Here is a 21965-nt window from a genome sequence, read left to right as displayed (position 1 = left end):
GATTAGTCACCTCATATCGCTTAATTGGTCTGGTATTGACTATGGTTGGAGCCTAAACCTTAATTCCCCAACAGAGGAAGCCCGATGCGCCTGTTAATGAAAATCCTGATCCCCGTTAAAAGTGGCAATAATGCTATCGCAGACAAGTCCATGCCGAGAGCCTTCAATGATTTTATCGCTTCGGCTGAGCCTGAATCCTCCTATTTCTTTTTAGAGGATGGTAAGCGCGCGGCTATTTTTATTCTTGAGGAGAAGCGGCAGGATCATCTGATGGCTTATAACGAAAAGTTTTTTTCAGCTCTGGGTGCGGAAATTTGGATTACCCCAGTGCTAAATCAAAAAGAACTACAAAAACACCTTTAAGTCTTGACGTAGGCAAGTTTGATTTCTCCGAAAGAGCGTAGTTGGGGCTTAAGCTTCGCGACACTAGACTAGCGTTTTAGTTTGTTTACAGTTTAAGTCTCTCGCTTCGGACTGTCCGGGCATCTAAATTTATTAGGATCTGCTTATGCCTACAAATGGTAATAAACGGATTGGAGAGTCACTAATTGGTTTAAGCGGTCTATTGATAGTTGTCATTTCCACATTCTCAGCCGGCACTATGGGGTTTGATACCGACCCTTTAAATGGTTTTAGTGCCTCTAAATGGTCAACGTCTCATAGGTTAACGACATGGCCAACGCCTAATAGGTTAACGACTAGTTACTATCTAAAGAAGCTTCCTTTGGGTGGCACTAGCCCGGTTCCAGTAATATGTTTGTCTAAGAGGAAACTGTTAGCCGTTTCACCCATTGGTTTTTTCTCAGATCAGCCCGCGTTAACCACGTTACGCTGGGCTATCCCTTCTAGGGCTAATGCTAGGGGGGGCGCGACACCGCAAAGGATTATAGCTTCGTCTATTCGCCACTTTGATGCGGTAATAGACAAAGACTTTAAAGCTAATTTGGCCCGTAAAAGATACCACCGTATCTGTGACCGCAAGGTTCCCAGAGATCTTAACCCCTGCGCTGAGGCTCGCTGGCATTATCGGCAAGCCAAGGCTTGCTTGGCAGCCCGAGAAAAGTGGGAGATTAAATGGGGAACCGCAGAAACTACAGAACCCCATGGGCGGGCTCTAGAGAATGTCAGAGCCAGAGTGAAAAATGCTGGCAAAGCTCAGCTTCGGTTTTGCAGCCTTAGAGATCAAAACTAAAGGTCGAATAGTCGAATAATAGATAAGAGAGTATTAAATCCCCTCTTGCTGAACACTTTTGAGTCGTCTAATCATTGCTTAGCCAAGATACTTTTATCTTCAGGCTACCCGTTTAGAGGCTCTTTATCGTCAGCCCTTCCACCAGTGACTCAATGCTTTCCCATCTGTAAACTACTTCCTTATGAAATTAATTGATATGGGCGGGGCTTGTGGAAGAGCGAGTATTGTTGACCGGTGCCAGTGGTTTTATTGGAAGTGCTCTTTTATCAGCCCTGCGATCTAAAAGGGTCAAGGTACTGCCCGTGTATCGCCAGGAGGTAGAAGGGGGGCTTTATGTACCTCGTATTGATGCGGAAACTGACTGGGGTACCACACTGAACAATATTGATGTGGTGATCCATACTGCCGCGAGAGTTCATGTGATGCAAGAAAGTACTGCCGACCCCTTGGCAGAGTTTCGTAAAGTCAACTTGGAAGGTACCTTACAACTGGCCCGCCAAGCTGCATCTTCAGGAGTAAAAAGGTTTATTTTCTTAAGCTCTATTAAGGTGAATGGGGAATCCACTACTGGCAGGGGCCCATTTACCGCAGAGGAGCCCTCAAATCCTGTAGACCCCTATGGGATTTCAAAAAAAGAAGCTGAGGATGCCTTACTTGCTCTGGCAGAGGAAACTGACCTGGAAGTGGTGATTATTCGTCCACCACTAGTCTATGGACCTGGAGTAAAAGCTAACTTTCAATCCATGATGCGTTGGCTGCAGAAAGGTATTCCACTGCCGTTAGGTTCAATTAACAATCGGCGCAGCCTGGTTTCTGTCTACAACTTGATCGACTTGATCACAGTTTGTATTGAACACCCGAACGCAAGAAATCAAGTCTTCCTTGTATCTGATGGTCTTGATATGTCTATCACGGATTTATTGAGGCGGCTTTCAAGGAGCCTAAGGTGCCGGGCTCTATTGATGCCTGTGCCAGTATCTGTTCTGATCTTTACTCTCTCCCTACTGGGGAAAAGGGCTGTTGCCGATCGTCTATGTGGTTCTTTGCAAGTGGATATTGGAAAAACTATGAACCTGCTTGATTGGCAGCCACCGGTAACGGTAGAAGAGGGGCTTGCTAAGACTGCTGAAAGCCTGCAGAAATCATAGTTTGTAGATTATAGAAGCCTGGGAATATCTGAATGATCCCGCCAGGCTTTCGGCTCTATTTTTTTTGCGAGTGTTCAGACTATTCACAAACCTGTTATGAAGACTTTGCCTTGTTAAGCGAGCCAGGTGCTGAAGTCTGTATAGGTATTCCGGAGCTACTCAGAGATCCCACAATTTAAAGGTCACACAATAAGTAATTGTGATGGCCTTCCTGTTTTTAGCCCCGTCTATTGACAATACTGGAGTAAAAACCCATCAGATAAGAGCTGGGCACTTCGATAACCGAGCGATGACCTGACTTTGCATAAAGTTTCACTCTAAGGCTTTCTCGCTTCTTGAGAGCATTGGTGATCTGATTTTCACTCAATGTGACTTCCAGAGTTTCTTCAAGCATGCATTTAAATGCTGATGCACAGTTGAGGACTTTTCGATCGAGTTGGGATAGCTCAACCTCGTTTCCACCACTAAATGTGGCTGTGTCATAGTTGCGCCAGTTTTCCCGGTATGTGATATCAATACGCAGTTGGTATTGGGGGCTTCCGCCATTCTTGGGGGCAAGAGCACGTAGCATATAGTAATACAGGTTGTGATCCGAGCCATCGGTGGTTGCCTGCATTGGAGGGCCGCTATATCCAGTTGCGTTATTTTCGGAACTATTATGTATCGTTACCGCCTGACGAACTTCACTAGCACTTTTTTGTGTGATGCTTGTGGTGGCGCTACATCCAGCTAGTAAGACAGCTGACAGGTAGGTGGTGAACTTAGTCATAGGTCTTTTCCCAGTTTATTCGGGTTCTTTTATGGGGGGAGTATCTCATATTTGACGCTAATTGTAGGGATTGATGCATTTTTTTTGACAAATGCCCGCGATAAAGTTTTGCATAAGATTTGAAAGACCAGGATGCTAATGAATCAGTTAAGTCTGTTAGAACATATAGTGTGAGCAAGCTTAGAGAGGCTAGGCGTAACGTTCGTTAAGGGTAATTGTAAGGCTATGAATAGGATAATGGCAGTAGGACATGAGCAGTCAATATCTGTATTTGCCTACAGAGAAGAAAAGCCACTAGTAATTCGTTCTCATTTTTTTCGAAAAGAAGGATTATCTTGCTCTTTTTATGTCTGTTCGGATAAGTGTCTTGGGGGTGATATTTTATATAGGTTTAATACTTTACTTGGGGGAATTTGTTTGTGATATGTTATTTTTGATAAGACACAAGTCTCTCTAAATAGAATTTACAGCTAGCTTATGATGGTAGAGTCAAACTTAAGGTTTGTGCTTATACTTTGTATGTAGGGTAGAGGTGCTGTAATGAAAATCAAGCATTCTGTAGTCATTTTCTTTTTGTTAGTAGTGGCTCTAGGTTTGCTGGTTTTTTCTTACAATTATGTTTTTGTTCGCGGTATCAAGTTTGATTCCCAGCCAATTACAGAGGAGTTAATAAAAAGCAATGAGGCGTTAGAGAAAAAGGAAACAATTAATATTCTGATCATTGAAGGGGGTGGCGTCAGGGGGCTTATACCTCTCTATGTGATACAGCATATTGAGAAACAATTGGGGAAGCCTGTAGAGGAAGTGTTCGACGTCTTTAGTGGAGTTTCAACAGGTGCAATTATTGCCACCAGCTTGAATATTCCTCTTTCCCAATTGGGTCGGCTTGATTTTGATCATGACAACATTTCCTCAAGAAGTGAAAGGTTAATAAAGGTATATGAAAAAGAAAGCGAGTTTTTATTTTCAGTGCCCTGGTATCATAATGTCTTGACATTAAATGGATACCTCTCGCCGCAATTTATGGGTACCCATCTTTCAGAAGTCTTGGAGAGAAATTATTCTCCTGTGATGAACTTCACCAGCTTAAATAACTATGTAATTATCCCGTCGCTGGATGTACATAATGGAAGGTTGCATCTATTTAAGAATAGAGGGATAAAAGCTTTAGATTTGCCTACTAATACGCTTTATCAGCTTGTTGCTGCTGCATCGAGTGCAGAGGCTTTTTTTACCCCTGTTGATTTTGTGGGGCCAGACAAGAAGATTACCCATCGTTACTTTGCAGATGCAGCAATCACGGCTAATGATCCGGCTAACGTCATCTTGCATGATGTAATAAAAAATTTTCCAGGCAAAAACTACTACTTGCTGATTCTTGGTTCCGGAATACACCCAGTTCATACTATGGGTTTTGATTATAGAAGTCTAAAGAGTTGGGGGAAATTACGCTGGTTCCATGATGCAATATTTAGCATGACACGATCAATGGATTATCAGCAAATATTTTCTCTGGAAATTGCCGAGTCTTTAGCACCCTCGCGGGTGAAATATGATTATCTTAATGTTGAGCTTATTGACCCCTTTGTGGGCCCTTTTGATTACAAATCAATTGACAAGCTTAAGATTCTTTCAGATAGGCTTATTGACGAAAATGAAGAGGAGATTGATAAAATAGTGGATTATCTGAAGGGTGAAGGCAGCTGATACACTCCTCTTAAATTCTCCTTCTTCTTTTAACCACCTTATTAGTGTGGTTCAGGTCACACTTTACGGTGAATTTCCATGTGCTACTCGTTTACGGCCCCTAGTGACAAGACGCTGTCATCACTACCTGTAGGGTTTAGAGCGGATGTGAATGCCTGGAATCAATTCCGCTTCAACCGGAAGTGGGAGAGCTGCTCTACTAAAGCAGAGGTTCGCCACACTCTCGGTTTGAAGGGGCTGCCTCGTGTCAGTCAATTCCGCCTTGCAGGGGCAGGCGAAAGAGTATACCCCCGCTATTTTGCGCCGAGTATAGTATGTGATGGAGGTAAGAATTGGTTGCGCCCGCTACGTTACTCGATACGCCCATCCAACTCGGCTTGGGATCTAGCAGCAAAATACAGTCTATATAACGCTCGGCTAGATAGATTGCTTGAAGCAAAAACCTGGCGCCCCCTGATTGGCCACCAGCATGGGATATTACCATTCACGAGTTTCTTTGAGTGGGTCGAACATAAGGGTAAGAAAGCTCAGGTCCAGTTTACTCCAGAGGGTAAAGATTTGATGTGGGCACCAATTGTCGCTTGCGAATTGTCACAACGAGGCAAGCGGGCAATGTAATCCCTCGATTGCTTACATTGCTCAGGCAACGGGCCTTAATCGGAAAACTGTCATCACAGCTATGGAGCAGCTGGAAGAATCAAGTCTGATTATCCGCGTCAAGTCGAACGGGTCCAGCAATCAATTCACTTTAAATTTTGGCCAAATCACCAGTACCAAAAACGGACCACAAATCTAAAAGGAATCTAAAAGAACCTAAAAATATTAATAGGGGATCAGATTTTTCATCTTGGCCAAACAATCCAGAGAGCGAAGTCTTGCAGGACTGGAAAAAGGTCCGCAGCAAACCGCTCACCCAAATCGCAATCAACCAGATCGCGAAACAGCTCCATCTGGCCAACCAACACGGTTACAGCGTTGACCACTGCCTTGCTGTCAGCTGCTTGCGTGGTTGGACCGGATTCCAGTTTGAGTGGTTGCTGAACCATGAAAACCAACTGCGGCGAAAGCCAGCACCCCCAGGCAGAGGATCAAATGGCAATCGCCCCTCTCGCGATATCTCCATCCCCGACATGCTTAACGACCAGTGGTAACAGGGGAAACACTATGAGAACCATTGAATTCACCATTCCCCTGGCCACCCCTTCGAACAACCAGCTGCTGCGCATGCATTGGGCAAAGCGTCGTGCTTTGAAAAAACAACTGGCCCTGGAAGTGACTAGCGCGCTGGTGCGCAGTGGTCAGCGCCGCCCCAATGAGCCGCTTGCGCAGGTGTATCTGGAGATTGAGCGCGGTTCTTTTGGTGAGCTGGATGAAGACAACCTGCAGGGCGATACCAAGCCGCTGGTGGATGTGCTGTAGAAGGTGAGTCGCAGCAATCCCCATGGCTTGGGCTTGATCGACAACGACAGCAACCGCTGCGTGGTGCAGCGCAAGGTAACCCAAGCCCCGGCCAAACGTGACCAGGGATTTACTCGAGTTTTTATCGCCGAGGTACTGGAAGACAGCGAATTTTCTTACCGCTTTGGGGGTGCTCAATGATCGATATCCATACGCCAGCCAGCCGGAATTATTTCACCGATAAGGAGCTGCAGTGTAAGTGCAATAGCTGCACCTCAGAGCGGGGCAGGGGTGAGCTGTGTGCAGGTGATGCTCGCAATATAAACCCCGAATTTTTAGCGCATTTAAACCGGGTGCGCGAGCGCGTTTATTGCCGCTCCATGCCAGTGACCAGCGGCTTCCGCTGTCGCCGTCATTCCGTAGTAGTGGCAAAGCGTGAATCTGCGGAACTTAACGGCAAGCCCTATGTGCGCGGTGATCATGCTGGGGGCGTGGGCGCCGATGTGCATGTGTATGGCAAAGATGCTCACCACCTCATGCAGGCGCTGCACGTTTACAACTGGTTGCACGCCCAAGCAGGCCTGCCGCAGCCCTTCACTGCTATCTGCCCTAACCAGCGCGGCGCCTCCTTGGAGAGATTTATCCATATCGGCGGCAACGTTGAAGCCCCTGGGCGCCCACGCCCCTGGTTGTAGACCTACTGAGGGGGCTGGCGCATGGGGGAGCGTATCAGCCCAGGCCTAATCGAGGCGCTGGAAGACAAGCTGTATCTGTGGGGCTCGGTGGCCCTGGATCTGGGCGGGGTGAACGGCAGCAGCGTGCTCTGTTCCATCGAGGTTCATGCCGCGCGCAGTGCTTCACGGCTCAGACAAAAACAACGCACCGCACTGGCCAGCGCCAGCCAGGGCAATCGCAACAGCGGCCTGGGTATTAGCGACGAAGTGGCGGCACCGGTAGAGCGGGCTATGGCAGCGATCAAACGCGAAAACCCGAAGCTATACGAGGTGCTGAAAGTGGAGGCCCGCGCGCTACTGCTGCACGAAGGCCTGGACGAACAAAGGGCACGCGCCCGCTATCTGCGCATCAGTCTGCGCACCTATCAATCCCGCCTGCACAAGGGGCGGTTATTTCTCGCTGGTTTGTTGTTTGGGCCGGCTATCGCAACGCAAAACATCGACGGAATGGGGGAGTGAGCCAGTGAGCCGTAAAACCATTGAGCGTGGTGAGTTCTTTTGCGCTGGCTGCTACCAGTGGAAAGCCCCGGAAGAATTCCCGCGCAATAACAGCCCTTTAAGTCGCTGCGGCCGTGCCAGCCGCTGCAAGTCCTGTCGGGCGGCTTATCGCAGAGCTTACCGAGCCCGCCAGGCCAGGCAATCGAAGATCACCGCGCTGATTCAGCGCAGAACACACCAGTTTTTTTAATTAAAACCTTAACCCACTGGGAGGGGAGAAGATGGAACTGACAGCCGTACCACTGACAAAAGGGGCTGCCGCAATTGTTGGCCGCTGTGAAAAGTATCTGGGTTGCCTCAATGAGGCTGGTCGATCACTTCCAAAACGGATGCCGCTATATCGCAAGGATTATCAAAAACTGCATGGCATCGCACAAAAGACCGCAGAGCGTGAAAACAAAAAAGCCAAGGTGCAGCGCATCACTTGTAAGGGTGTTGAGCTGTACGAGCTGGACGACTGAAAAACCCCGAGCCGGTGGAAGGCCGGCACTTTAACCGCAGGAGAGCAACAGTGAGCAGATGGAAAAGCATGGCTCTGGCTGCAATAGCCCAAGCATTGACGTTTGGCAGTGGTGAGCGGTCCCCGGTTGGTCTGAATTTGCAGGCTAACTATCGACATAGCAGCAAGCCCAACACCTTGAGCCAACAGGCGAGGCGCAAGCGGGCAAAGTGGAGTTGAGAGTGAGAAAGCAGTACTTAAACCGTTTCGCAGTCTTTAGCGGCACCTACAACCTAATGATGGGTGGGGCCAAAGATTTTAAAGAGTCCCTCCCCACCAAACAGGCCGCAGAGGAAATGACAAAGGAGATAGCCAGGAGTGAATTTTTTACCAGCTGGGTGCAAATCTTCGACAAGGTAACAGACCAAACAACCACCTATCGCATTGTCGATGGGGAGCTTAAGCAAGAGGAATGCGAGTAATGGCCAGGGGGATCAATAAAGTTATTTTGATTGGCAACCTGGGTAACGATCCGGAAACCAAGTACATGCCCAGCGGTGGGGCAGTAACCAATATCAGCCTGGCCACCAGTGAAAGCTGGAAGGATAAGCAAACCGGCCAGGAACAGGAACGCACCGAATGGTGTTCTTTAATCGCTTAGCAGAGATCGCCGGCGAGTACCTGCGCAAGGGCGCCAAGGTTTATGCAGAGGGTTCACTGCGTACGCGCAAATGGCAGGACAGGCAAACCGGCCAGGACCGCTTCACCACCGAAATCGTCGCCAGTGACATGCGGATGTTAGACGGCAGGGGAGAGCAGGGTGGCTTTCCCCAGGGCGCAATAGGCCAGCCCATCTCGCAACAGGCCCCCAATCAGCCTGGGGGTGAAAACTCCTTTGATGATGTGCAGTTTTAGGGGCTGGTGCATGACAGTAACCCATTGCCCCCAACCCGAAACCCTGCGCCAGGCTCAGGCAAATATCGACAGCAAAATAGCGCAGTTTCTGGCCAGCGGTGGAGTGATTAAGCAGATACCGCGCGGCCAGTCTGGTGAGTGCCTGCGTGTGGCGCCATGCACTGCGGACACAACCCGGCGCAGCTGGGCAAAAGTACAAAACAAACAGCAGATTAAAGTAAGCAGCGAAAAGAAGAGGACAAAGAAATGATAGGGCATTCCGATGGCGGTCCGGTTTATAAACTAGATGATCCAAATTATCAGCGCTTGGCCGATGTATTAGAGCGGGCATACGATCAGGCTGCGCGGGGGAAGGGAGAGGAGCGGCACGCTAATGGGCAGCGCTTCGAAGACCAGCCTATGCAAACCATTAGCGGGCTATTGAAGACCGATGGAGGCATGGCTTTTCAGGCGATCAAAAAAATTCAAGAAGCCCGCCGCCTGCCAACCCGTGAGCGCCGTGTGGCTGAATTGCTAGGGGCAATCAATTACATCGCCGGCATGGTTATTTACGAAGAGAGAGCGACAAAAAATGAAGCTGCAGAGTTCATTGGGTAGCGCCAGGATGCAAGATTAGCTGTTCGAGCTTGGCGCAATGAGGCGGTACTCTTTAGGTGTGGCAGTCACAAGCTTCGCTATGCTTTTAATCATGGAATAACTTGGGACCGCCCACCTTCAAGGGTTAGTTATATTATTGATAAATAACTAATGTGCTTACGTTTGCATGCCCTTCAGTATCACAACTCCCAACCCAGGCATCAATTTTCTTGTTGGCGGCTAAGGCCGTCAATGCCATAGATACCATTGTGTCGTAACCTGGCTGATCACAGGCAAGATTAACAGTTCTTAAATGGGGGCAATTATCTGGGTTCTTATGGTCTGCTGCAAAAGTGATTTCAAACCCTTTATTGCTGGGTGTGCACTCCCTTTGCATAACTCTTTGAATATCCTGAAGTCCAGTCCAGCCACTTGCTAAAGTGTCCATAGATAAAAACAAACCAAGGAAAAGTAATTTTTTCATATCAAACTCATTTAATTATCAAAAAGCCTCCACGCATTAAGGCATGGCAATCCAGAAACTATAATCTAAAAAAAACAGCTTTGGTAGTAAAAAATGCTTGATTTTTCTTTTTTGTTGCTGAAAAATTTGCGTCTATTATGTGGGGTGGGGATGAGTATTGAGATTTCTGCAGTACGGTTTTTCAAGACTTACATAAAGTAATGTCTTCGACACATTTCTGCTGTGCCGTTTTTTTGGCTTTCTTGAAAGGATTTTTATGCATTCTAATTTTTTTCGTGCGGTAGTTGTCGCGCTTATATGCTTTAGTGCCAACGCTTTGGCTGCTGACAAAGTAGTTATCCTGGCAAATGGCTCTATTAATACTCCAATCGTAGTGGCTTCACCTGAGCCTGAGCCTGAGCCTGAGCAATTTGAAACAACATTTCATGCGAAGGGTTGGGGAAGCTGCGCAGCTGATCTGTATATAGATGGGCAATATATACTGAGGATTAGCTCCTCAAGAGAATACAAATTTTCATACACTTTCAAAAGTGGGACTCACAGTGTTTACTTACAAAATTGGGCTGATTCTTGTGTAGTAAGTGGGCCACATGTAAACGCAGTTCAGGTAGAAGTTAAATTAAATGGTCAGCTTTTGGCACGTGCTAAACATGATGATCGATATGTGTTCTTTAAGCTTTGAAGGGTATATCGATAAGGTTTAATCTTTAGCAAAGCAGATTTGTTAAATTTTTTAAAAATTTAAGTTGGGTGATGGGAATCAAAATGAAAAAATTAATATCCTTAATGGGACTTTCTTTAATCAGTGGAATGGCGTTTGCAGAGTGCACAGTGGGTGTATGTAGTAACGTTGAAGTTGATAGGGTTTATGCAACTGTTGGCAATACTGTATATGTTGGGACTACTGGTGATGAGCGCAATTTAGGCTGTGGTGCAGTAGCAGATGTTTATGGAAAATTGGATATGACTAATCCCAGCGCTGATGCCGTATATTCTGCGATATTGGCTGCGCAAATGGCTAAGAAAAAAATAATAATGAAAGTTGACGAAAATGTAGCAGGTTGCCCAATCTCTTATGTAGTGGTACAGAGCGACTAAGCGACTTGCCTCCACTCGATATGCGAGTGGTGTATTTATAGTAGTGGGTACCAAGTTAGGTGCCCATTACTATTTTTGGGTGACGCGCTTTTGGTGCTTTTGCGTTTGGGGGGTATAAATAAGGCACTTTGCGATTGTTGCCTCTGCCAGATGCCACGCATTGTTCAACCCCTTGGACCGGCCCACCCAGGCCGGTTTTTTTTCGCCTGGAGAAACTGCATGACTGGACAGGAAGCCGGTAGTGCCGGCGTTACCGGCACGGGGGTGGTTCTCACGCAAACCCCTTTTAATTGGCTGCAGGTGGTGGGCGTGCTGCTCGCCGCGCTTGGTCTTGTTTGGAATGTTTATGCAGTGATTACCCGCAACCAGCACAACCGATTTATTCGCGAGCAACGCGAAGAGTCAGACCGAAATAAAACCCCATAACCTTTTTCGCCACCCGGTGCTTCCTCCCCCTCCCCATATCACCTAGCACCGGGTGGCCCCTTATTTTTGGAGATAGCGGCATGAGCTTTTGGTCCCGTTTGTGGGGTAGTGAGAAAGCCCTGGAAAAGGGCGCTGGTGCCCTGATCAAAACTGGCGATGCGCTGTTTTATACCGCTGAAGAAAAAGCCCAGGATAGCGACCAGCGCAACGCACAGGTGCGTGAATTCTTGCTGCAGTGGATCAAGTCCACCAGCGGGCAGAACATAGCGCGCAGGTTGATTGCGATAGCCTTTTCGGCAGTTTACCTGCTGTTGGTTTTGCTGGTGGCTGCCCTCTCTATCTTGGCAGCATTGGCCGGGCAAGATGGAAACGCATTGGCTGCGGCGGCCTCAGCGGCCTGGGGCCTGCTGGTGGAGGTCACATCTGTGCAGGGCTTGATTATGTTTTTCTATTTCGCGCCCAACAAGATTGGCGAGGCCATAGCCACTTTCAAGGGGCGGGTCAGTGCAGATAAAGCATGACTTAGCCAAGCTGGAAAAGAAGCTGGGCAAGATGGAGCGCGGTTTGATACCGAAAGCCGCAAGCCAGGCAATCAATAAGGCGGTGCGCTCAGTGAATAGCGCCGCCGTCAAAGAGGTCTCAGCCGAGACGAATATCAAGCAGAAAGAAATCAGGCAGGCACACCAGCTCAATTTAGCTAGCCGCAATCGCCTGAGTGCTGCCATTGATGCAAAGAAATCTCGCGGTAAAAACTTAATTAACTTTGTACGCCCCAGCCAGCGTAAGGTGGGCCACTTCAATGCGCGCAACAAACGCGGCGCACATAAGGCGCTAGGCGTTAAAGCTAAGGCCTGGGGCGAGACTAAAACTTATAAGCACACCTTTATTGGCAGGGCGCCACAGGGCCAGCTGCTGGTATTTGCACGCAAAGGCCCTGGCCGTACACCACTGAAGAGTATCAGCGGCCCTAGCCCTCGCGGTGCATTCATTAGCCAGCGCCTGCAGCAGGTTATGGAGCGCCAGGCTAGCGCAAGATTCCGCGTCGAACTCACCCGATCAATCAACTATCAGCTGCGCAAACTCAAGTGAACACATCGCACCACACTCCCGCGCGGGTCCTTCCTGGACCCTGAGCCATACGGGTCCGCTGCTGCGCGAGGTTTCGCTATTTATGAGGCATTTTAGGCGGGGGTTGGTGGTTGGTCATTGAGGTACTAGGGCATGGCTGAAACCAAACAAAAACCCCGAAAAAAACAGACTCAAACGGCTGCCTCTACTGCAGGGAAAAAGTCCAGCAATGACCAACCCACCCCCGTTCCTGATTACTGGCTCAACAAGCGGCAGGTGTGTGATTCGCTCGGCATAACTGCAACAGCTTTTGACAAGTGGAAGGTGGAGCCTACAGCTCGCCAAGGGAACAAGAATTACTACACCGTGCGCAGTCTCCTGGATAACAGAGAAGAGGCGCTAGTACGGAAAATGCAGCTGGAACGTCCGGCTCAGTCGAGCGACAAGCTTGACCCGATACACGAAGGAGCACGCCTGTCAAAACAGCGCGCGGATAAGCTAGAGCTTGAAAACGAAATAGCCCGTGGCAAGCAGCTGCCTATCGGAATTCAGGGGCTAGTGCTGTCAAAAATTGCGGATCGGATGGCCGCTGCCCTTGATGCTATCCCTGGGAAAATCAAAAGGAAAGAGCCTGGGCTCTCGGCGTCGTCGCTTGATTTGGTCAGGCGCGAGATTGTCAAAGCGCAGAATGCTGCGGCCGACGTGTCCAAATACTTGGACGAAATAATTGATGATCTCGGCATCCCAGCGACAGGCGATTAAGCAAGAAGTCCGCGCAGCCCTGCGCGTATTAAAGCGGCCCGAGCCGCTGCCCATGGCCGAGTGGGCTGATGAATATTTTTATCTGTCGGTGGAATCCAGCTACACCCAAGGCGTTTGGGAAACCCGTCCGTTTCAGGTTGCAATCCTAAATGCGATGGGCAATGACGATATTGTCGAAGTCAATTGGATCAAGTCCGCCCGCGTTGGTTGCACCAAGTGCATCACCATTGCCCTGGCTTATTTTGCCGAACATCGCCAGCGCAATGTCATCATGTGGCAACCCACAGACAGTGCCGCAGAAGACTTTATGAAGCAGCACGCGGAACCCACAATCCGAGACGTACCTGTGCTGCGCAAGCTGGCCCCCTGGTATGGACGCAAACACCGGGATAACACCCTCGACTACAAGCGCTTTACCAATAGCCGGCAGTGGTTTATTCGCGGCGGCAAGAGCGCGAAGAACTACCGGGAAAAATCCACTGATGCCAGTATCTATGACGAGCTATCCAGCTTCGATGACGATATCGAAAAAGAAGGCCCGCCCACCGTTATTGGCGACAAGCGTATGGAGGGCTCCGCCTATCCAAAATCCATACGCGGCAGCACACCCAAAACTAAAGGGGAGTGCCAAATCTCTAAGGCCGCTAACGAAGCGGATGAATTCTTTTATCGCTATCTGCCTTGCCCGCATTGTGATGAGTATCAGGTGCTGGAATGGGGAGGTGAGAAAGCAAAGCACGAGATCAAGTGGGATAGCCCCGAAACTGTTCTGCAAGCTCACTACGAATGCAAGCACACCGGCTGCGTGATCAGGCAGCACGAACTGGAAGGCATGGACGAGCGCGGCGAGTGGCGCAGCGGATCCGGCATGACCACGCGCGATGGCCTCAAGTTTTATTGCGATGGTAAGCCCGTTGATGCCCCCTTATCCGTTGCCTTCCATATTTGGGCTGCTTATTCCCCCTGGACCACCTGGGGCAAGATCGCTCGCGATTTTCTGCGGGCCAAGGGTGATCCCAACAAACTAAAAGGCTGGGTCAACACCACCAAGGGTGAAGCCTGGGAAGAAGAGGGCGAGAGAGTGGAAGCACATCACCTGTATATGCGGCGGGAGCAGTACCCCGCACAAGTCCCCCAGGCCGCTGTAGTTATTGTTGGCTTTGTCGATGTGCAAGACGATCGCCTGGAAGCCAGTTCATGGGCCTTTGGTGGTGAACGGGGTACAGAATCCTGGTTGGTAGAGCACCAAGTATTTCGCGGCGACCCCGGTCGTCATGAGTTGTGGAACCGCCTTACCCAATGGCGGCACAGCCGCTATGAGCACGAAAGTGGGGTTATGTTGCCGATTGCCGCCACCGGCATTGATACCGGCGGTCACTACACGCAAATGGTTTACAGTTTGCCAAGCGCCACGAGGGTGAGCGGGTATGGGCCTGCAAAGGTTCAAACCAGCGCGCTGCACCCTTGGTGGGTCGCCCCAGCAAGAGCAACAAAGGCGGCGTGAACCTGTTCCCAATAGGCGTCGACACTGGCAAGGATCTGGTGATGGGGCGCCTGAAAATCTCCGGCCCAGGGCCTGGTTATGTCCATTTGCCCAACTCGATCGACGAAGAGTTTTGCGAGCAGATGACTAGCGAAAAGCGGGTCACGGTATTCAAGGACGGCTACCCCAAGCGGATCTACAAAAAGATGCGGCCACGTAATGAAGCGCTCGACTGCTATGTCGGTGCTCTCGCCGTTGTGGAAATCCTAACCCCAGATTACCGAGCACTCGCTGCCCGCCTAAAACCCGCAGAGCCAGAACCTGAAGCTCGCGAGGTGCTGGTGCTCAACCCCGAGCCCGAACCGTCCAAGAAAATGCGCCGCAAGCGCAACAGCGCCCGCAAGGTGGGCGGAATCAAAAGGTAATCCATGACTGAACCACGCACGTTTATTGCCGGCGATAGCATCAGCTGGAGCCGCACCCTGCACGATTATCTGCCGGAAGACGGCTGGACCTTGATCTTGCCCCGTTTTAACGGACACCAAAGTCAAACAGGCGAGGTGTCTTATGCCGAAATACAACAAACCTAGAAAGACTTGGCAGTATTCAAACGAATTCAAAGTGAAAGCGGTAATGCTTAGCTTGATAGAGGGTGTTCAAGTTAAGGAAGTGGCCGAAACTCTCGACATTCACCCTTTCATGCTGTCACGATGGCGAAAAGAGTTTCAGGAGGGGAAGATTGTGGCAAATAAACGAAGAAAGCTAACTGGTGTAGTCTCTAAAGCAGAGAAAGAACTTTCTAGGGTAAAGCGTTTAGAGGCGGAGAATCGTAAATTAAAGCAGGAGCTTGATTTGTTAAAAAAGTGGCAACGGTTTCTTGCGGAGGAACATCAGCAAGATATCGATTCATCCAGAGGTTCGGATCAGAACTAGGTATCAAAAGAACTTGTCAGTGGCTGGGAGTATCGCGCAGTGGCTATTATGATTGGCTGAAGAGGCAGCGATCGCATCGAAAACACCAAGATGATGATCTAAAGATTCAGATTCAAAAGATTTCGGATGACTCTGCAGGGCGCTATGGTAGTCCAAGAATTTGGAAAGCCCTGCTGACCAAGGGATATGAAGTTAGCCGTAAGCGCGTAGCCCGGCTGATGCAGGAATTAGGAGTCGTAGCCAGAGTTACGAGAGTGACACGTAGGGCACCAGGCATAAAGCGTTTCCTAGCCTCTGGGGAGAATCTTAGACCGGATGGAGCTGTGCCTAAAAGCAAGAATCAAGTTTGGGTTGCTGACATAACCTACCTTAAGGTTAAGGGGCAATGGCAGTACTTGTCAGTGGTGATGGATTTGTATTCTCGCCGAGTAATCGGTTGGAGTTTAGATACGAAAAGAACAACAGAATTAACCCGAAGAACCCTGATGAATGCTGTAAGGAAAAGAGGATCACAACCGGGATTAATATTACACACGGACAGAGGTGTAGAGTACAGAGGGTCCGAGTATCAAAAAGAGTTGAGAAAATATGGAATCCAGCATAGCTTGAGTAGAGCGGGTAAATGTACGGATAATGCCCATATGGAGTCGTTCTTCCATAGCTTAAAAGCTGAACTGATTAGAGAAACTAGATTCCAGACAGTGAGCCATCTAAAGTATGCTTTGGCTCGATATATTAATGATTTTTACAACCGTAGGCGGCTGTATTCAGCTCTAGGCTATCAATCACCAATGGAATATGAGCGAATAGCAGTATGAAAAGTAGTGTGTCCGTTTTATCGGGGCAAGATCACTCGCAACAAATTGCTCGCCCTTGTTGCAGGCGTTAGCCTCTACGGAGAATCATGAATCTACCTGAATTTAAGTATCATCCAGATCCAATAAAAACAGGCTCAGTCGTAAAATCGGATACCGAATGCGAGTGCTGTGGCGAAGTAAAAGGGTATATTTATACCGGGCCGATTCTCTCCGAAGAAGAGCTTGATGACTGCATCTGTCCTTGGTGTATTGCTGACGGGCGGGCACACGAGGAGTTTGATGCAGAATTTACTGATTTTGATTGTATCGGGGATTACGGGTCTTGGGATAATGTTCCGGAACATGTTAAAGAAGTAATTGCATTCAAAACGCCTGGGTTTAGTGGTTGGCAGCAAGAGAGGTGGTGGACGCATTGCGGAGACGCAGCAATATTCTTGGGCGCTGCGGGAAACGCAGAAATCAAAGAGTTTGGCTCAATGCTTATTAATCAACTTAAACAAGAATCAGGCTATAGTGATGAGCAATGGGAGTCATACTTAAGTGCTTTATCAAAAGACGGCTCTCCTACTGCTTATGTTTTCAAATGTAGTAAATGTGGTGAGCTTGGCGGCTACTCCGACTGTGATTGACAAAAGGCTAACAAAGCCATCAAAAAGCGCGCTCCGGTTATTGAGGCGTTAGCTTTCTTCGGATGAGTTAACGCAGATTCTTGCTTTCCTGGAAGAATAGCTGATTTCAACGCTTGCTATCATTATTGCTGGATTTTCAAACTCAGCTTGAATTTTGCAGTGTGGAGGGCTCTCATGTGTTACTCCTTTGCTGTGCCCAGTAATGGATTGCTCTCGGAGCTACCAATTAATTTCCAGAATGACGGGTTGTCTTGGGACCAGCTGCGCTTAGATCAAGAGTGGGAGAAATCTTCTAGTAAGGAAGAGATTAAACATGTGCTGGGCTTGAGGGGGCAGCCCCGTTCGAGTCAGTTCCGGGTGGTAGAGCCTGGTCAGCGCGCATACCCTCGATATTTTGCTCCAGGTATCGTGTGCGATGAGGGCAAGAATTGGCTGCGGCCATTACGATATTCGATCCGCCCATCAAATTCAGCTTGGGACTTATCAACCAAATACAGCCTTTATAACGCCCGCCTGGATAGGTTGCTGGAGGCAAAGACTTGGCGACCCCTGATAGGTCATCGGCATGGCATCTTACCATTCACCAGCTTCTTCGAATGGGTAGAACGGAAGGGTAAGAAAACCCAGATACAGTTCATACCAGAGGGGAGGAGCTTAATGTGGGCGCCAATTCTATGGGATTACTGGACGTCTCCGGGTAAAGAGGTCGGCCACTTCTCATGCACCTTGATTACTGATGACCCTGCTCCTGAAGTTGAAGCAGCAGGACATGATCGCAGCCCAATTTTCCTTGATGCTGATTACATGGAAGCTTGGCTTGACGCGGAATCAGGCAGCGCAGAGGGGTGGCAGGAATTTCTGAAGGGGCATCGTGAGACAGTAGCTTATCGCCACTCTTTAGCTGCATGAGTAAAGCAGGCTTACTGGTCAAGTATTTCGCTTGGTAGTCACCACTCTACATCCGCATTCAGTATATAAATACAGTATTCAGGTGTTTCATGAAATCTATCCCTTTCTTTGGTAGCGGCGTTCCATGCGGCTTTCCCTCTCCAGCAGATGACCACCTGGAAGCGGCCCTTAGCCTTGATGATCATCTAGTTGCCAGGCCAGCTGCAACGTACATGGTCCGCGCTAATGGTGACTCTATGATTAATGCTGGCATCCACGATGGTGACCTTCTCATAGTCGATCGGTCTCTTGCGCCAGTGGACGGCGATGTGGTTGTTGTGGCTCTGGATGGCCAGCTCACTTGCAAGATATTGGATCGACGTCGTGGAAGATTGCTTCCGGCTAACTCTAACTATCCAGCAATACCCATATGGGAGGGACAAGAATTGATAGTGGAGGGGGTGGTTAAGGCATCAGTGAGGTATCACAGGGGTGACTAATGGTGGGCGTCGAGTGAAGCGCTTCAAAAATTAAGTGGGGGACCACAAAAAGCAGAAACAAAAAAGCCCTGAAAAATCAGGGCTTTCTGCATGAATAATGGCGGTGGGGCAGGGATTCGAACCCTGGGACCTGTTACAGTCAACGGTTTTCAAGACACCTGTTTAACTCTCCATTGATACTCAACATACCGCTAAATGGCGTTATCTTACGTGAAATTGCCCTTTATTGCCCTATAACCTTCGTATGCGTTGAGACTTTGTTGAGACATTAGGTTGGTACTCATAGTGCTAATCGAGAGCATCTCATAGTTAAAGGCTACTAACTCTATGGTTCTCATTGTTTTTGTGGTGTGAGCTCTCTTCGTATTTGGTTCAGGTCAATTTCAGATGTCACCTAGAGCCTCTTATTAAGTCCTTTTATTTAGATTCATAGGCTATTGGTGACTTTGAGTTGGTCATTTCAATTGCAGCAGGGCTCCAAAAGTACACCAGCACAAAAACAGCTAGTGCGCCACCAGCTCGTAACCATTTGCCTAGCTTTACTTCTATGAACCCAGGAAATGCTGCAACTGCACCACCAGCTGCTATAGAGAGAATTATACGGAATATGGTGTACTGAAAGCCTGTTGGGTTTGGAATTACAACCGCAATGATTATCAGCGTTATGAGAAATGAGACTCCAAAGGAAAAAGATAAATATATTTGTTTTTCTTTAGTCATAAAGGGCAGTTTGTAATTATCAAAACCATATGTAGGTAAGCCTAACATTTTGAAATCATTTTCAATCTTCTTGGCAATTTCTGGGGTGAGATATTTCAACACCATCCTTTGCATGTTCGCATATGCTGTTGCTCCGGGCTTAGCGGACTCTAGCAAATCTGGCTGCAATGAGCTTATGGTTTTAAAAATTAAATTAAAGTGCTTCAATAAGCTATTTAAAACTTCAGCGCAATCTTCTGCAAAGCCAATGACCCATTTGGGATTGTCGTGGGCGCCTAACAGATTGCTATTCCCAACAAACTCTTCAACATAATTAAAGTACTTGTTTCCTGAGGCTAGTACATTAGTAAGCTTTGAAATTTTCTGCTCTTTTGGTGTAGCTATAAAATCAGTTAGGCTTGACATGTAGTCGGCTTTAAGGCTGCTAATTTGTAATTTTGCAGAAACAACCTCTTGCTCGTGAGTTTTTACCAATGAGTTTCCCTCTTTAACAGCTATTTTAATAAGTGGTGCATGATTGCTTCTGGCATTGTCACACCTAAAACATAAGCTTTACTTACTGTGTCGCACTGGGAGGAAGCCTTAACTGGTTTCCTCTATTGTACTTAGTGCGAGCTGTAATAGCGTGTTTAGATCTGAATTGTCTAAGCCTCTTCGAAAATATGTGCCAGCAGATGGGCAGTGACGCTTTACTATTTCAAAGCAATCCTGTCGAGTATTAAGTTTTCCCTCTCTATAGGCTGATAGCAAATCCCTAGCGATTTTTTGTGCTTGCGCATGAGTTGGTTCTAGGTAACTTGTTCCAAAAGTCATTTGTATTTGGTGCTGAAAGCTCATGAAAACTCCCCTGTATAATTTGAATTTAATAGCCGGTTTAGAAAATTTTTTGCTCTATGCTGTTTTTTATATCATGTTCGCCAGCTGGTCGAAAATTCGCCAAATCAACAAGTGTTGTACCTCATCAAACATACTTCTATCACGTTAAGATCTCTCAAGCGAATAAAGCGCACTCCTCTCCACCGCATCCTCCAAATGCTCCGGCGACAAATGCGCATAGCGCATGGTCATCTCTATAGTGGAGTGGTCCAGAATCTTGTTTAGCTTGAGTAGGTCGCCGCCGTTGATCATGTAATGGCTTGCGAAGGTGTGGCGGAGGATGTGGGTTAGCTGGCCTTTGGGTAGTTTTAGCTTTGCTCTGGCCAGGGCTTCCTGGAAGGCGCGGAAGTTGGTACCTACAAAGAGCCGGCCCGAAATGGGGCGCCCGCTCAGTATTTCTGATTCCAAATCGCGGCTGATAGGGATGCTGCGGTTCTTGCCATTCTTGGTATCTACAAACTCAATCTTGCCATGGTGTATCCGTTCCGCTTCTAGGGTTTCAGCTTCAGACCAGCGGGCACCAGTAGCCAAACAGATACGGGTGATAGTTCTGACATTTGGGTTACGGGCCTGGAGCAGGGCTGCATCCAGGGCTTTGAGCTGTTCGACACTTAAAAAAGTAAGTGGTGGTTCGGCCACCCGAAGTTTGGGAACCCCTTTAAGTGGGTTGGGATGTGTCCACTTTTTAATCGATATCAGGCGATTGAACACCGCATTCAGATAGGTGTGCTCATGGTTAATGGTTCTGGCACATGGTTGTCTCCCTTGTTCGTTGGGAGATTCTAGCCGCCGCTTGCGGTACAAAATCCAGTCTTCAGCAGTGAAATTGATGGCTTTGGGATCACCCAGCCACCTTGCTGTATTTTCCAGGTAATTTAGGCGTCCGGTGTGGTCTTTAAGCGTGTGGCCATGCAGTTCATACCATTCGTGAACCAATTGTGAAATGGTACGATTGTCTCTCTTTGGCGGGGACCACTCGCCGCGATCTGCTGCGGCTTTTTGCGCGGTAAGCCATCTTTGGGCTTCGCCTTTGGTGTTGAAGGTCCGCTGTACTCTCTTGCCACCGCGGCCTTCAGGTTGGCAATCCGCTTGCCATCGGCCATTAGCCTTCTTTTGTATCGCCATCCCTGATCGAACCCTCAGAAAAATATCCCTCTGGAACTAATCCTGCGTCAATGCGAGCGGCAATAAATTTGCACAACTTATTGTCGCTGTTCCGTAATCCTTGTAGGTTCACAGGGCCCTCGTAGACAAACCATGGTAATAATTCGGGAAAGGTAAAGCCTACCGCCTCATAGCACTCTTCCGTAACGCGGTTTTTCTTGTATTCCATATTTTTCAAATGGACAAGTTCAAGCTTTAAGAGCTCTGCGAACTCTTTCTGCGTTAATCCAGTCAGCTCCCTGATCGCTCGTAATCGATCACCGGCCCTTAGTTTTGAAGTCTTACCCATTAGCTGGCGTGTGCCTCTTTATTACCCTTTACTGGGCAAATAATGCACCAAAAAAAGTTCTATCTACAAGAAAAGGTGTAGTACAAGCCCTTTCATTAATCAGAAACCCGCCAAAAGTGTAAATAAAGAACTATTTGGTGTTAATAAAGAACAAAAAAGAGTTGACATAGAGTTTCTTGTTGGGTGTAAATATTACCCCATAAGGACTCATATTACCCCAAAGAGGAGTAGAGGGAATGTCAGAGCACTCAGTACCTTCAATCAAAATCCCGGTTTGTACTCAGGAGCAGTACGCAGTTGATGCCGGCCACACGCTAAAGACAGTACGTGCACAGGTTGATCGAGGCTATTTGCCAACGATCAAGATCGGCCGCTATCGGATGATCAATCTGTTGCAGCTTTCGCGTATGTGCCTAGAGGCTGACCCAGCCAAGCCTAAGCAGAAGTAGGG

Annotated in this window: 33 protein-coding genes and 2 pseudogenes; 29 read left to right on the top strand and 6 right to left on the bottom strand. The window is 48.2% G+C overall.

Annotated features, from left to right (window positions below):
• The first annotated feature begins 84 nt into the window (after positions 1–84).
• Both MJO52_RS12090 and MJO52_RS12085 read left to right on the top strand, forming a co-directional pair.
• Positions 85–363 (top strand): hypothetical protein, encoded by a 279-nt coding sequence (locus MJO52_RS12090; protein WP_252081914.1) that lies wholly within the window; start codon positions 85–87, stop codon positions 361–363.
• A gap of 1038 nt (positions 364–1401) precedes the next feature.
• Complete coding sequence (locus MJO52_RS12085; protein ID WP_252081913.1) at positions 1402–2340, top strand: UDP-glucose 4-epimerase family protein; 939 nt, start codon at positions 1402–1404, stop codon at positions 2338–2340.
• A gap of 217 nt (positions 2341–2557) precedes the next feature.
• Here MJO52_RS12085 and MJO52_RS12080 read toward each other — a convergent pair whose 3' ends face one another.
• Positions 2558–3109 carry a hypothetical protein gene (locus MJO52_RS12080; protein WP_252081912.1) on the bottom strand — a complete coding sequence of 184 codons (552 nt, stop codon included), beginning with the start codon at positions 3107–3109 and terminating at the stop codon, positions 2558–2560.
• 540 nt (positions 3110–3649) lie between these two features.
• On the opposite strand from MJO52_RS12080, the gene MJO52_RS12075 reads away from it, so the two are divergent.
• The 3 genes from MJO52_RS12075 to MJO52_RS21450 all read left to right on the top strand — a co-directional run bounded on the left by MJO52_RS12075 (position 3650) and on the right by MJO52_RS21450 (position 5612).
• Positions 3650–4816 (top strand): patatin-like phospholipase family protein, encoded by a 1167-nt coding sequence (locus MJO52_RS12075; protein ID WP_252081911.1) that lies wholly within the window; start codon positions 3650–3652, stop codon positions 4814–4816.
• 78 nt (positions 4817–4894) lie between these two features.
• Positions 4895–5434, top strand: a complete 540-nt coding sequence (locus MJO52_RS21455; RefSeq protein WP_353505429.1) for an SOS response-associated peptidase family protein — start codon at positions 4895–4897, stop codon at positions 5432–5434.
• Entirely contained in the window at positions 5391–5612 is a 222-nt protein-coding gene (locus tag MJO52_RS21450) for a helix-turn-helix domain-containing protein (protein ID WP_353505428.1), read from the top strand. Before MJO52_RS21455 ends, MJO52_RS21450 begins: the two co-directional genes overlap by 44 nt.
• A gap of 46 nt (positions 5613–5658) precedes the next feature.
• Here the strand turns inward: MJO52_RS21450 and MJO52_RS12070 are convergent, their stop codons facing one another.
• Complete coding sequence (locus tag MJO52_RS12070) at positions 5659–5862, bottom strand: hypothetical protein (protein WP_252081910.1); 204 nt, start codon at positions 5860–5862, stop codon at positions 5659–5661.
• A 118-nt stretch (positions 5863–5980) separates the two neighbouring features.
• Between MJO52_RS12070 and MJO52_RS12065 the strand changes: the two genes are divergently transcribed.
• From MJO52_RS12065 to MJO52_RS12015, 11 genes and pseudogenes are all read left to right on the top strand, one after another.
• Complete coding sequence (locus MJO52_RS12065) at positions 5981–6235, top strand: hypothetical protein (RefSeq protein ID WP_252081909.1); 255 nt, start codon at positions 5981–5983, stop codon at positions 6233–6235.
• A gap of 3 nt (positions 6236–6238) precedes the next feature.
• Positions 6239–6415: a hypothetical protein gene (locus tag MJO52_RS12060; RefSeq protein WP_252081908.1), complete on the top strand. Its 177-nt coding sequence runs from the start codon at positions 6239–6241 to the stop codon at positions 6413–6415.
• Positions 6412–6909, top strand: coding sequence for a hypothetical protein (locus MJO52_RS12055; RefSeq protein ID WP_252081907.1), 498 nt, complete (start codon positions 6412–6414; stop codon positions 6907–6909). Before MJO52_RS12060 ends, MJO52_RS12055 begins: the two co-directional genes overlap by 4 nt.
• Positions 6910–7017: 108 nt before the next feature.
• Complete coding sequence (locus MJO52_RS12050) at positions 7018–7407, top strand: hypothetical protein (protein WP_252081906.1); 390 nt, start codon at positions 7018–7020, stop codon at positions 7405–7407.
• A 4-nt stretch (positions 7408–7411) separates the two neighbouring features.
• Entirely contained in the window at positions 7412–7636 is a 225-nt protein-coding gene (locus MJO52_RS12045; protein ID WP_252081905.1) for a hypothetical protein, read from the top strand.
• Between the two features lie 31 nt (positions 7637–7667).
• Positions 7668–7907: a hypothetical protein gene (locus MJO52_RS12040; protein WP_252081904.1), complete on the top strand. Its 240-nt coding sequence runs from the start codon at positions 7668–7670 to the stop codon at positions 7905–7907.
• Positions 7908–7957: 50 nt separating this feature from the next.
• The gene (locus tag MJO52_RS12035) at positions 7958–8125 is read left to right on the top strand and encodes a hypothetical protein (RefSeq protein ID WP_252081903.1); all 168 of its coding nucleotides are present in this window, start codon (positions 7958–7960) and stop codon (positions 8123–8125) included.
• Between the two features lie 2 nt (positions 8126–8127).
• Positions 8128–8367, top strand: a complete 240-nt coding sequence (locus MJO52_RS12030) for a hypothetical protein (RefSeq protein WP_252081902.1) — start codon at positions 8128–8130, stop codon at positions 8365–8367.
• Positions 8367–8800: pseudogene (gene ssb, locus MJO52_RS12025) on the top strand (single-stranded DNA-binding protein). Before MJO52_RS12030 ends, ssb begins: the two are co-directional and overlap by 1 nt.
• A gap of 10 nt (positions 8801–8810) precedes the next feature.
• A complete protein-coding gene (locus MJO52_RS12020; RefSeq protein ID WP_252081901.1) occupies positions 8811–9050 on the top strand; it encodes a hypothetical protein in 240 nt (79 codons plus the stop codon).
• Positions 9047–9397 (top strand): hypothetical protein, encoded by a 351-nt coding sequence (locus tag MJO52_RS12015; RefSeq protein WP_252081900.1) that lies wholly within the window; start codon positions 9047–9049, stop codon positions 9395–9397. The genes MJO52_RS12020 and MJO52_RS12015 overlap by 4 nt, the downstream gene beginning before the upstream one ends.
• Positions 9398–9530: 133 nt before the next feature.
• Here the strand turns inward: MJO52_RS12015 and MJO52_RS12010 are convergent, their stop codons facing one another.
• Entirely contained in the window at positions 9531–9860 is a 330-nt protein-coding gene (locus MJO52_RS12010) for a hypothetical protein (RefSeq protein ID WP_252081899.1), read from the bottom strand.
• Between the two features lie 256 nt (positions 9861–10116).
• Here MJO52_RS12010 and MJO52_RS12005 point away from each other — a divergent pair, with 256 nt between their 5' ends.
• The 12 genes and pseudogenes from MJO52_RS12005 to MJO52_RS11945 all read left to right on the top strand — a co-directional run bounded on the left by MJO52_RS12005 (position 10117) and on the right by MJO52_RS11945 (position 18465).
• A complete protein-coding gene (locus tag MJO52_RS12005) occupies positions 10117–10542 on the top strand; it encodes a hypothetical protein (protein WP_252081898.1) in 426 nt (141 codons plus the stop codon).
• A gap of 83 nt (positions 10543–10625) precedes the next feature.
• Positions 10626–10958 (top strand): hypothetical protein, encoded by a 333-nt coding sequence (locus MJO52_RS12000; RefSeq protein ID WP_252081897.1) that lies wholly within the window; start codon positions 10626–10628, stop codon positions 10956–10958.
• Between the two features lie 219 nt (positions 10959–11177).
• Positions 11178–11384, top strand: a complete 207-nt coding sequence (locus MJO52_RS11995) for a hypothetical protein (protein ID WP_252081896.1) — start codon at positions 11178–11180, stop codon at positions 11382–11384.
• An 80-nt stretch (positions 11385–11464) separates the two neighbouring features.
• The gene (locus MJO52_RS11990) at positions 11465–11905 is read left to right on the top strand and encodes a hypothetical protein (protein WP_252081895.1); all 441 of its coding nucleotides are present in this window, start codon (positions 11465–11467) and stop codon (positions 11903–11905) included.
• Positions 11889–12473 carry a phage tail protein gene (locus tag MJO52_RS11985; RefSeq protein WP_252081894.1) on the top strand — a complete coding sequence of 195 codons (585 nt, stop codon included), beginning with the start codon at positions 11889–11891 and terminating at the stop codon, positions 12471–12473. Before MJO52_RS11990 ends, MJO52_RS11985 begins: the two co-directional genes overlap by 17 nt.
• A 132-nt stretch (positions 12474–12605) precedes the next feature.
• Complete coding sequence (locus MJO52_RS11980) at positions 12606–13214, top strand: terminase small subunit (RefSeq protein ID WP_252081893.1); 609 nt, start codon at positions 12606–12608, stop codon at positions 13212–13214.
• Positions 13183–15122: pseudogene (locus MJO52_RS11975) on the top strand (phage terminase large subunit family protein). Before MJO52_RS11980 ends, MJO52_RS11975 begins: the two are co-directional and overlap by 32 nt.
• A 3-nt stretch (positions 15123–15125) precedes the next feature.
• The gene (locus MJO52_RS11965; protein WP_252081892.1) at positions 15126–15287 is read left to right on the top strand and encodes a hypothetical protein; all 162 of its coding nucleotides are present in this window, start codon (positions 15126–15128) and stop codon (positions 15285–15287) included.
• Positions 15265–16448 (top strand): IS3 family transposase gene (locus tag MJO52_RS11960; protein WP_252081891.1). Its coding sequence is split into 2 segments (ribosomal slippage): positions 15265–15547 and positions 15547–16448, totalling 1185 coding nucleotides; the frame shifts between segments, so codons are not numbered across the junction. The genes MJO52_RS11965 and MJO52_RS11960 overlap by 23 nt, the downstream gene beginning before the upstream one ends.
• 86 nt (positions 16449–16534) lie before the next feature.
• A complete protein-coding gene (locus tag MJO52_RS11955) occupies positions 16535–17077 on the top strand; it encodes a CbrC family protein (RefSeq protein WP_252081890.1) in 543 nt (180 codons plus the stop codon).
• A gap of 174 nt (positions 17078–17251) precedes the next feature.
• Positions 17252–17986: an SOS response-associated peptidase family protein gene (locus MJO52_RS11950; RefSeq protein ID WP_252081889.1), complete on the top strand. Its 735-nt coding sequence runs from the start codon at positions 17252–17254 to the stop codon at positions 17984–17986.
• An 89-nt stretch (positions 17987–18075) separates the two neighbouring features.
• Positions 18076–18465, top strand: a complete 390-nt coding sequence (locus MJO52_RS11945; RefSeq protein ID WP_252081888.1) for a LexA family protein — start codon at positions 18076–18078, stop codon at positions 18463–18465.
• Positions 18466–18882: 417 nt separating this feature from the next.
• On the opposite strand, the gene MJO52_RS11940 is transcribed toward MJO52_RS11945, so the two are convergent.
• From MJO52_RS11940 to MJO52_RS11930, 3 genes are all read right to left on the bottom strand, one after another.
• Complete coding sequence (locus tag MJO52_RS11940; RefSeq protein ID WP_252081887.1) at positions 18883–19659, bottom strand: hypothetical protein; 777 nt, start codon at positions 19657–19659, stop codon at positions 18883–18885.
• Positions 19660–20166: 507 nt separating this feature from the next.
• Positions 20167–21186 (bottom strand): phage integrase, encoded by a 1020-nt coding sequence (locus MJO52_RS11935; protein ID WP_252081886.1) that lies wholly within the window; start codon positions 21184–21186, stop codon positions 20167–20169.
• Complete coding sequence (locus MJO52_RS11930) at positions 21164–21514, bottom strand: helix-turn-helix domain-containing protein (RefSeq protein ID WP_252081885.1); 351 nt, start codon at positions 21512–21514, stop codon at positions 21164–21166. Before MJO52_RS11930 ends, MJO52_RS11935 begins: the two co-directional genes overlap by 23 nt.
• A gap of 236 nt (positions 21515–21750) precedes the next feature.
• Between MJO52_RS11930 and MJO52_RS11925 the strand changes: the two genes are divergently transcribed.
• On the top strand, positions 21751–21963 hold the full coding sequence (locus tag MJO52_RS11925) for a hypothetical protein (RefSeq protein WP_252081884.1): 213 nt from the start codon (positions 21751–21753) through the stop codon (positions 21961–21963).
• Positions 21964–21965: the final 2 nt, after the last annotated feature.

The organism is Microbulbifer variabilis (assembly GCF_023716485.1).
Classification (GTDB): domain Bacteria; phylum Pseudomonadota; class Gammaproteobacteria; order Pseudomonadales; family Cellvibrionaceae; genus Microbulbifer; species Microbulbifer variabilis_B.
The sequence above is the reverse complement of the archived record's forward strand: the minus strand, read 5'-3'. Positions and strand labels throughout refer to the sequence as shown.

What these genes read in the sequence shown, in the direction of transcription:
- MJO52_RS12005 (WP_252081898.1), top strand. Translation starts at nt 10,117, where the DNA reads ATGCATTCTAATTTTTTTCGTGCGGTAGTTGTCGCGCTTATATGCTTT.
- MJO52_RS12080 (WP_252081912.1), bottom strand. Translation starts at nt 3,109, where the DNA reads ATGACTAAGTTCACCACCTACCTGTCAGCTGTCTTACTAGCTGGATGT.
- MJO52_RS11990 (WP_252081895.1), top strand. Translation starts at nt 11,465, where the DNA reads ATGAGCTTTTGGTCCCGTTTGTGGGGTAGTGAGAAAGCCCTGGAAAAG.
- MJO52_RS11935 (WP_252081886.1), bottom strand. Translation starts at nt 21,186, where the DNA reads ATGGCGATACAAAAGAAGGCTAATGGCCGATGGCAAGCGGATTGCCAA.
- MJO52_RS12070 (WP_252081910.1), bottom strand. Translation starts at nt 5,862, where the DNA reads ATGGTTCAGCAACCACTCAAACTGGAATCCGGTCCAACCACGCAAGCA.
- MJO52_RS11980 (WP_252081893.1), top strand. Translation starts at nt 12,606, where the DNA reads ATGGCTGAAACCAAACAAAAACCCCGAAAAAAACAGACTCAAACGGCT.
- MJO52_RS12090 (WP_252081914.1), top strand. Translation starts at nt 85, where the DNA reads ATGCGCCTGTTAATGAAAATCCTGATCCCCGTTAAAAGTGGCAATAAT.
- MJO52_RS12015 (WP_252081900.1), top strand. Translation starts at nt 9,047, where the DNA reads ATGATAGGGCATTCCGATGGCGGTCCGGTTTATAAACTAGATGATCCA.
- MJO52_RS11965 (WP_252081892.1), top strand. Translation starts at nt 15,126, where the DNA reads ATGACTGAACCACGCACGTTTATTGCCGGCGATAGCATCAGCTGGAGC.
- MJO52_RS11950 (WP_252081889.1), top strand. Translation starts at nt 17,252, where the DNA reads ATGTGTTACTCCTTTGCTGTGCCCAGTAATGGATTGCTCTCGGAGCTA.
- MJO52_RS12055 (WP_252081907.1), top strand. Translation starts at nt 6,412, where the DNA reads ATGATCGATATCCATACGCCAGCCAGCCGGAATTATTTCACCGATAAG.
- MJO52_RS11930 (WP_252081885.1), bottom strand. Translation starts at nt 21,514, where the DNA reads ATGGGTAAGACTTCAAAACTAAGGGCCGGTGATCGATTACGAGCGATC.
- MJO52_RS11995 (WP_252081896.1), top strand. Translation starts at nt 11,178, where the DNA reads ATGACTGGACAGGAAGCCGGTAGTGCCGGCGTTACCGGCACGGGGGTG.
- MJO52_RS12075 (WP_252081911.1), top strand. Translation starts at nt 3,650, where the DNA reads ATGAAAATCAAGCATTCTGTAGTCATTTTCTTTTTGTTAGTAGTGGCT.
- MJO52_RS12020 (WP_252081901.1), top strand. Translation starts at nt 8,811, where the DNA reads ATGACAGTAACCCATTGCCCCCAACCCGAAACCCTGCGCCAGGCTCAG.
- MJO52_RS12040 (WP_252081904.1), top strand. Translation starts at nt 7,668, where the DNA reads ATGGAACTGACAGCCGTACCACTGACAAAAGGGGCTGCCGCAATTGTT.
- MJO52_RS11955 (WP_252081890.1), top strand. Translation starts at nt 16,535, where the DNA reads ATGAATCTACCTGAATTTAAGTATCATCCAGATCCAATAAAAACAGGC.
- MJO52_RS11925 (WP_252081884.1), top strand. Translation starts at nt 21,751, where the DNA reads ATGTCAGAGCACTCAGTACCTTCAATCAAAATCCCGGTTTGTACTCAG.
- MJO52_RS12010 (WP_252081899.1), bottom strand. Translation starts at nt 9,860, where the DNA reads ATGAAAAAATTACTTTTCCTTGGTTTGTTTTTATCTATGGACACTTTA.
- MJO52_RS12065 (WP_252081909.1), top strand. Translation starts at nt 5,981, where the DNA reads ATGAGAACCATTGAATTCACCATTCCCCTGGCCACCCCTTCGAACAAC.
- MJO52_RS12000 (WP_252081897.1), top strand. Translation starts at nt 10,626, where the DNA reads ATGAAAAAATTAATATCCTTAATGGGACTTTCTTTAATCAGTGGAATG.
- MJO52_RS21455 (WP_353505429.1), top strand. Translation starts at nt 4,895, where the DNA reads ATGTGCTACTCGTTTACGGCCCCTAGTGACAAGACGCTGTCATCACTA.
- MJO52_RS11945 (WP_252081888.1), top strand. Translation starts at nt 18,076, where the DNA reads ATGAAATCTATCCCTTTCTTTGGTAGCGGCGTTCCATGCGGCTTTCCC.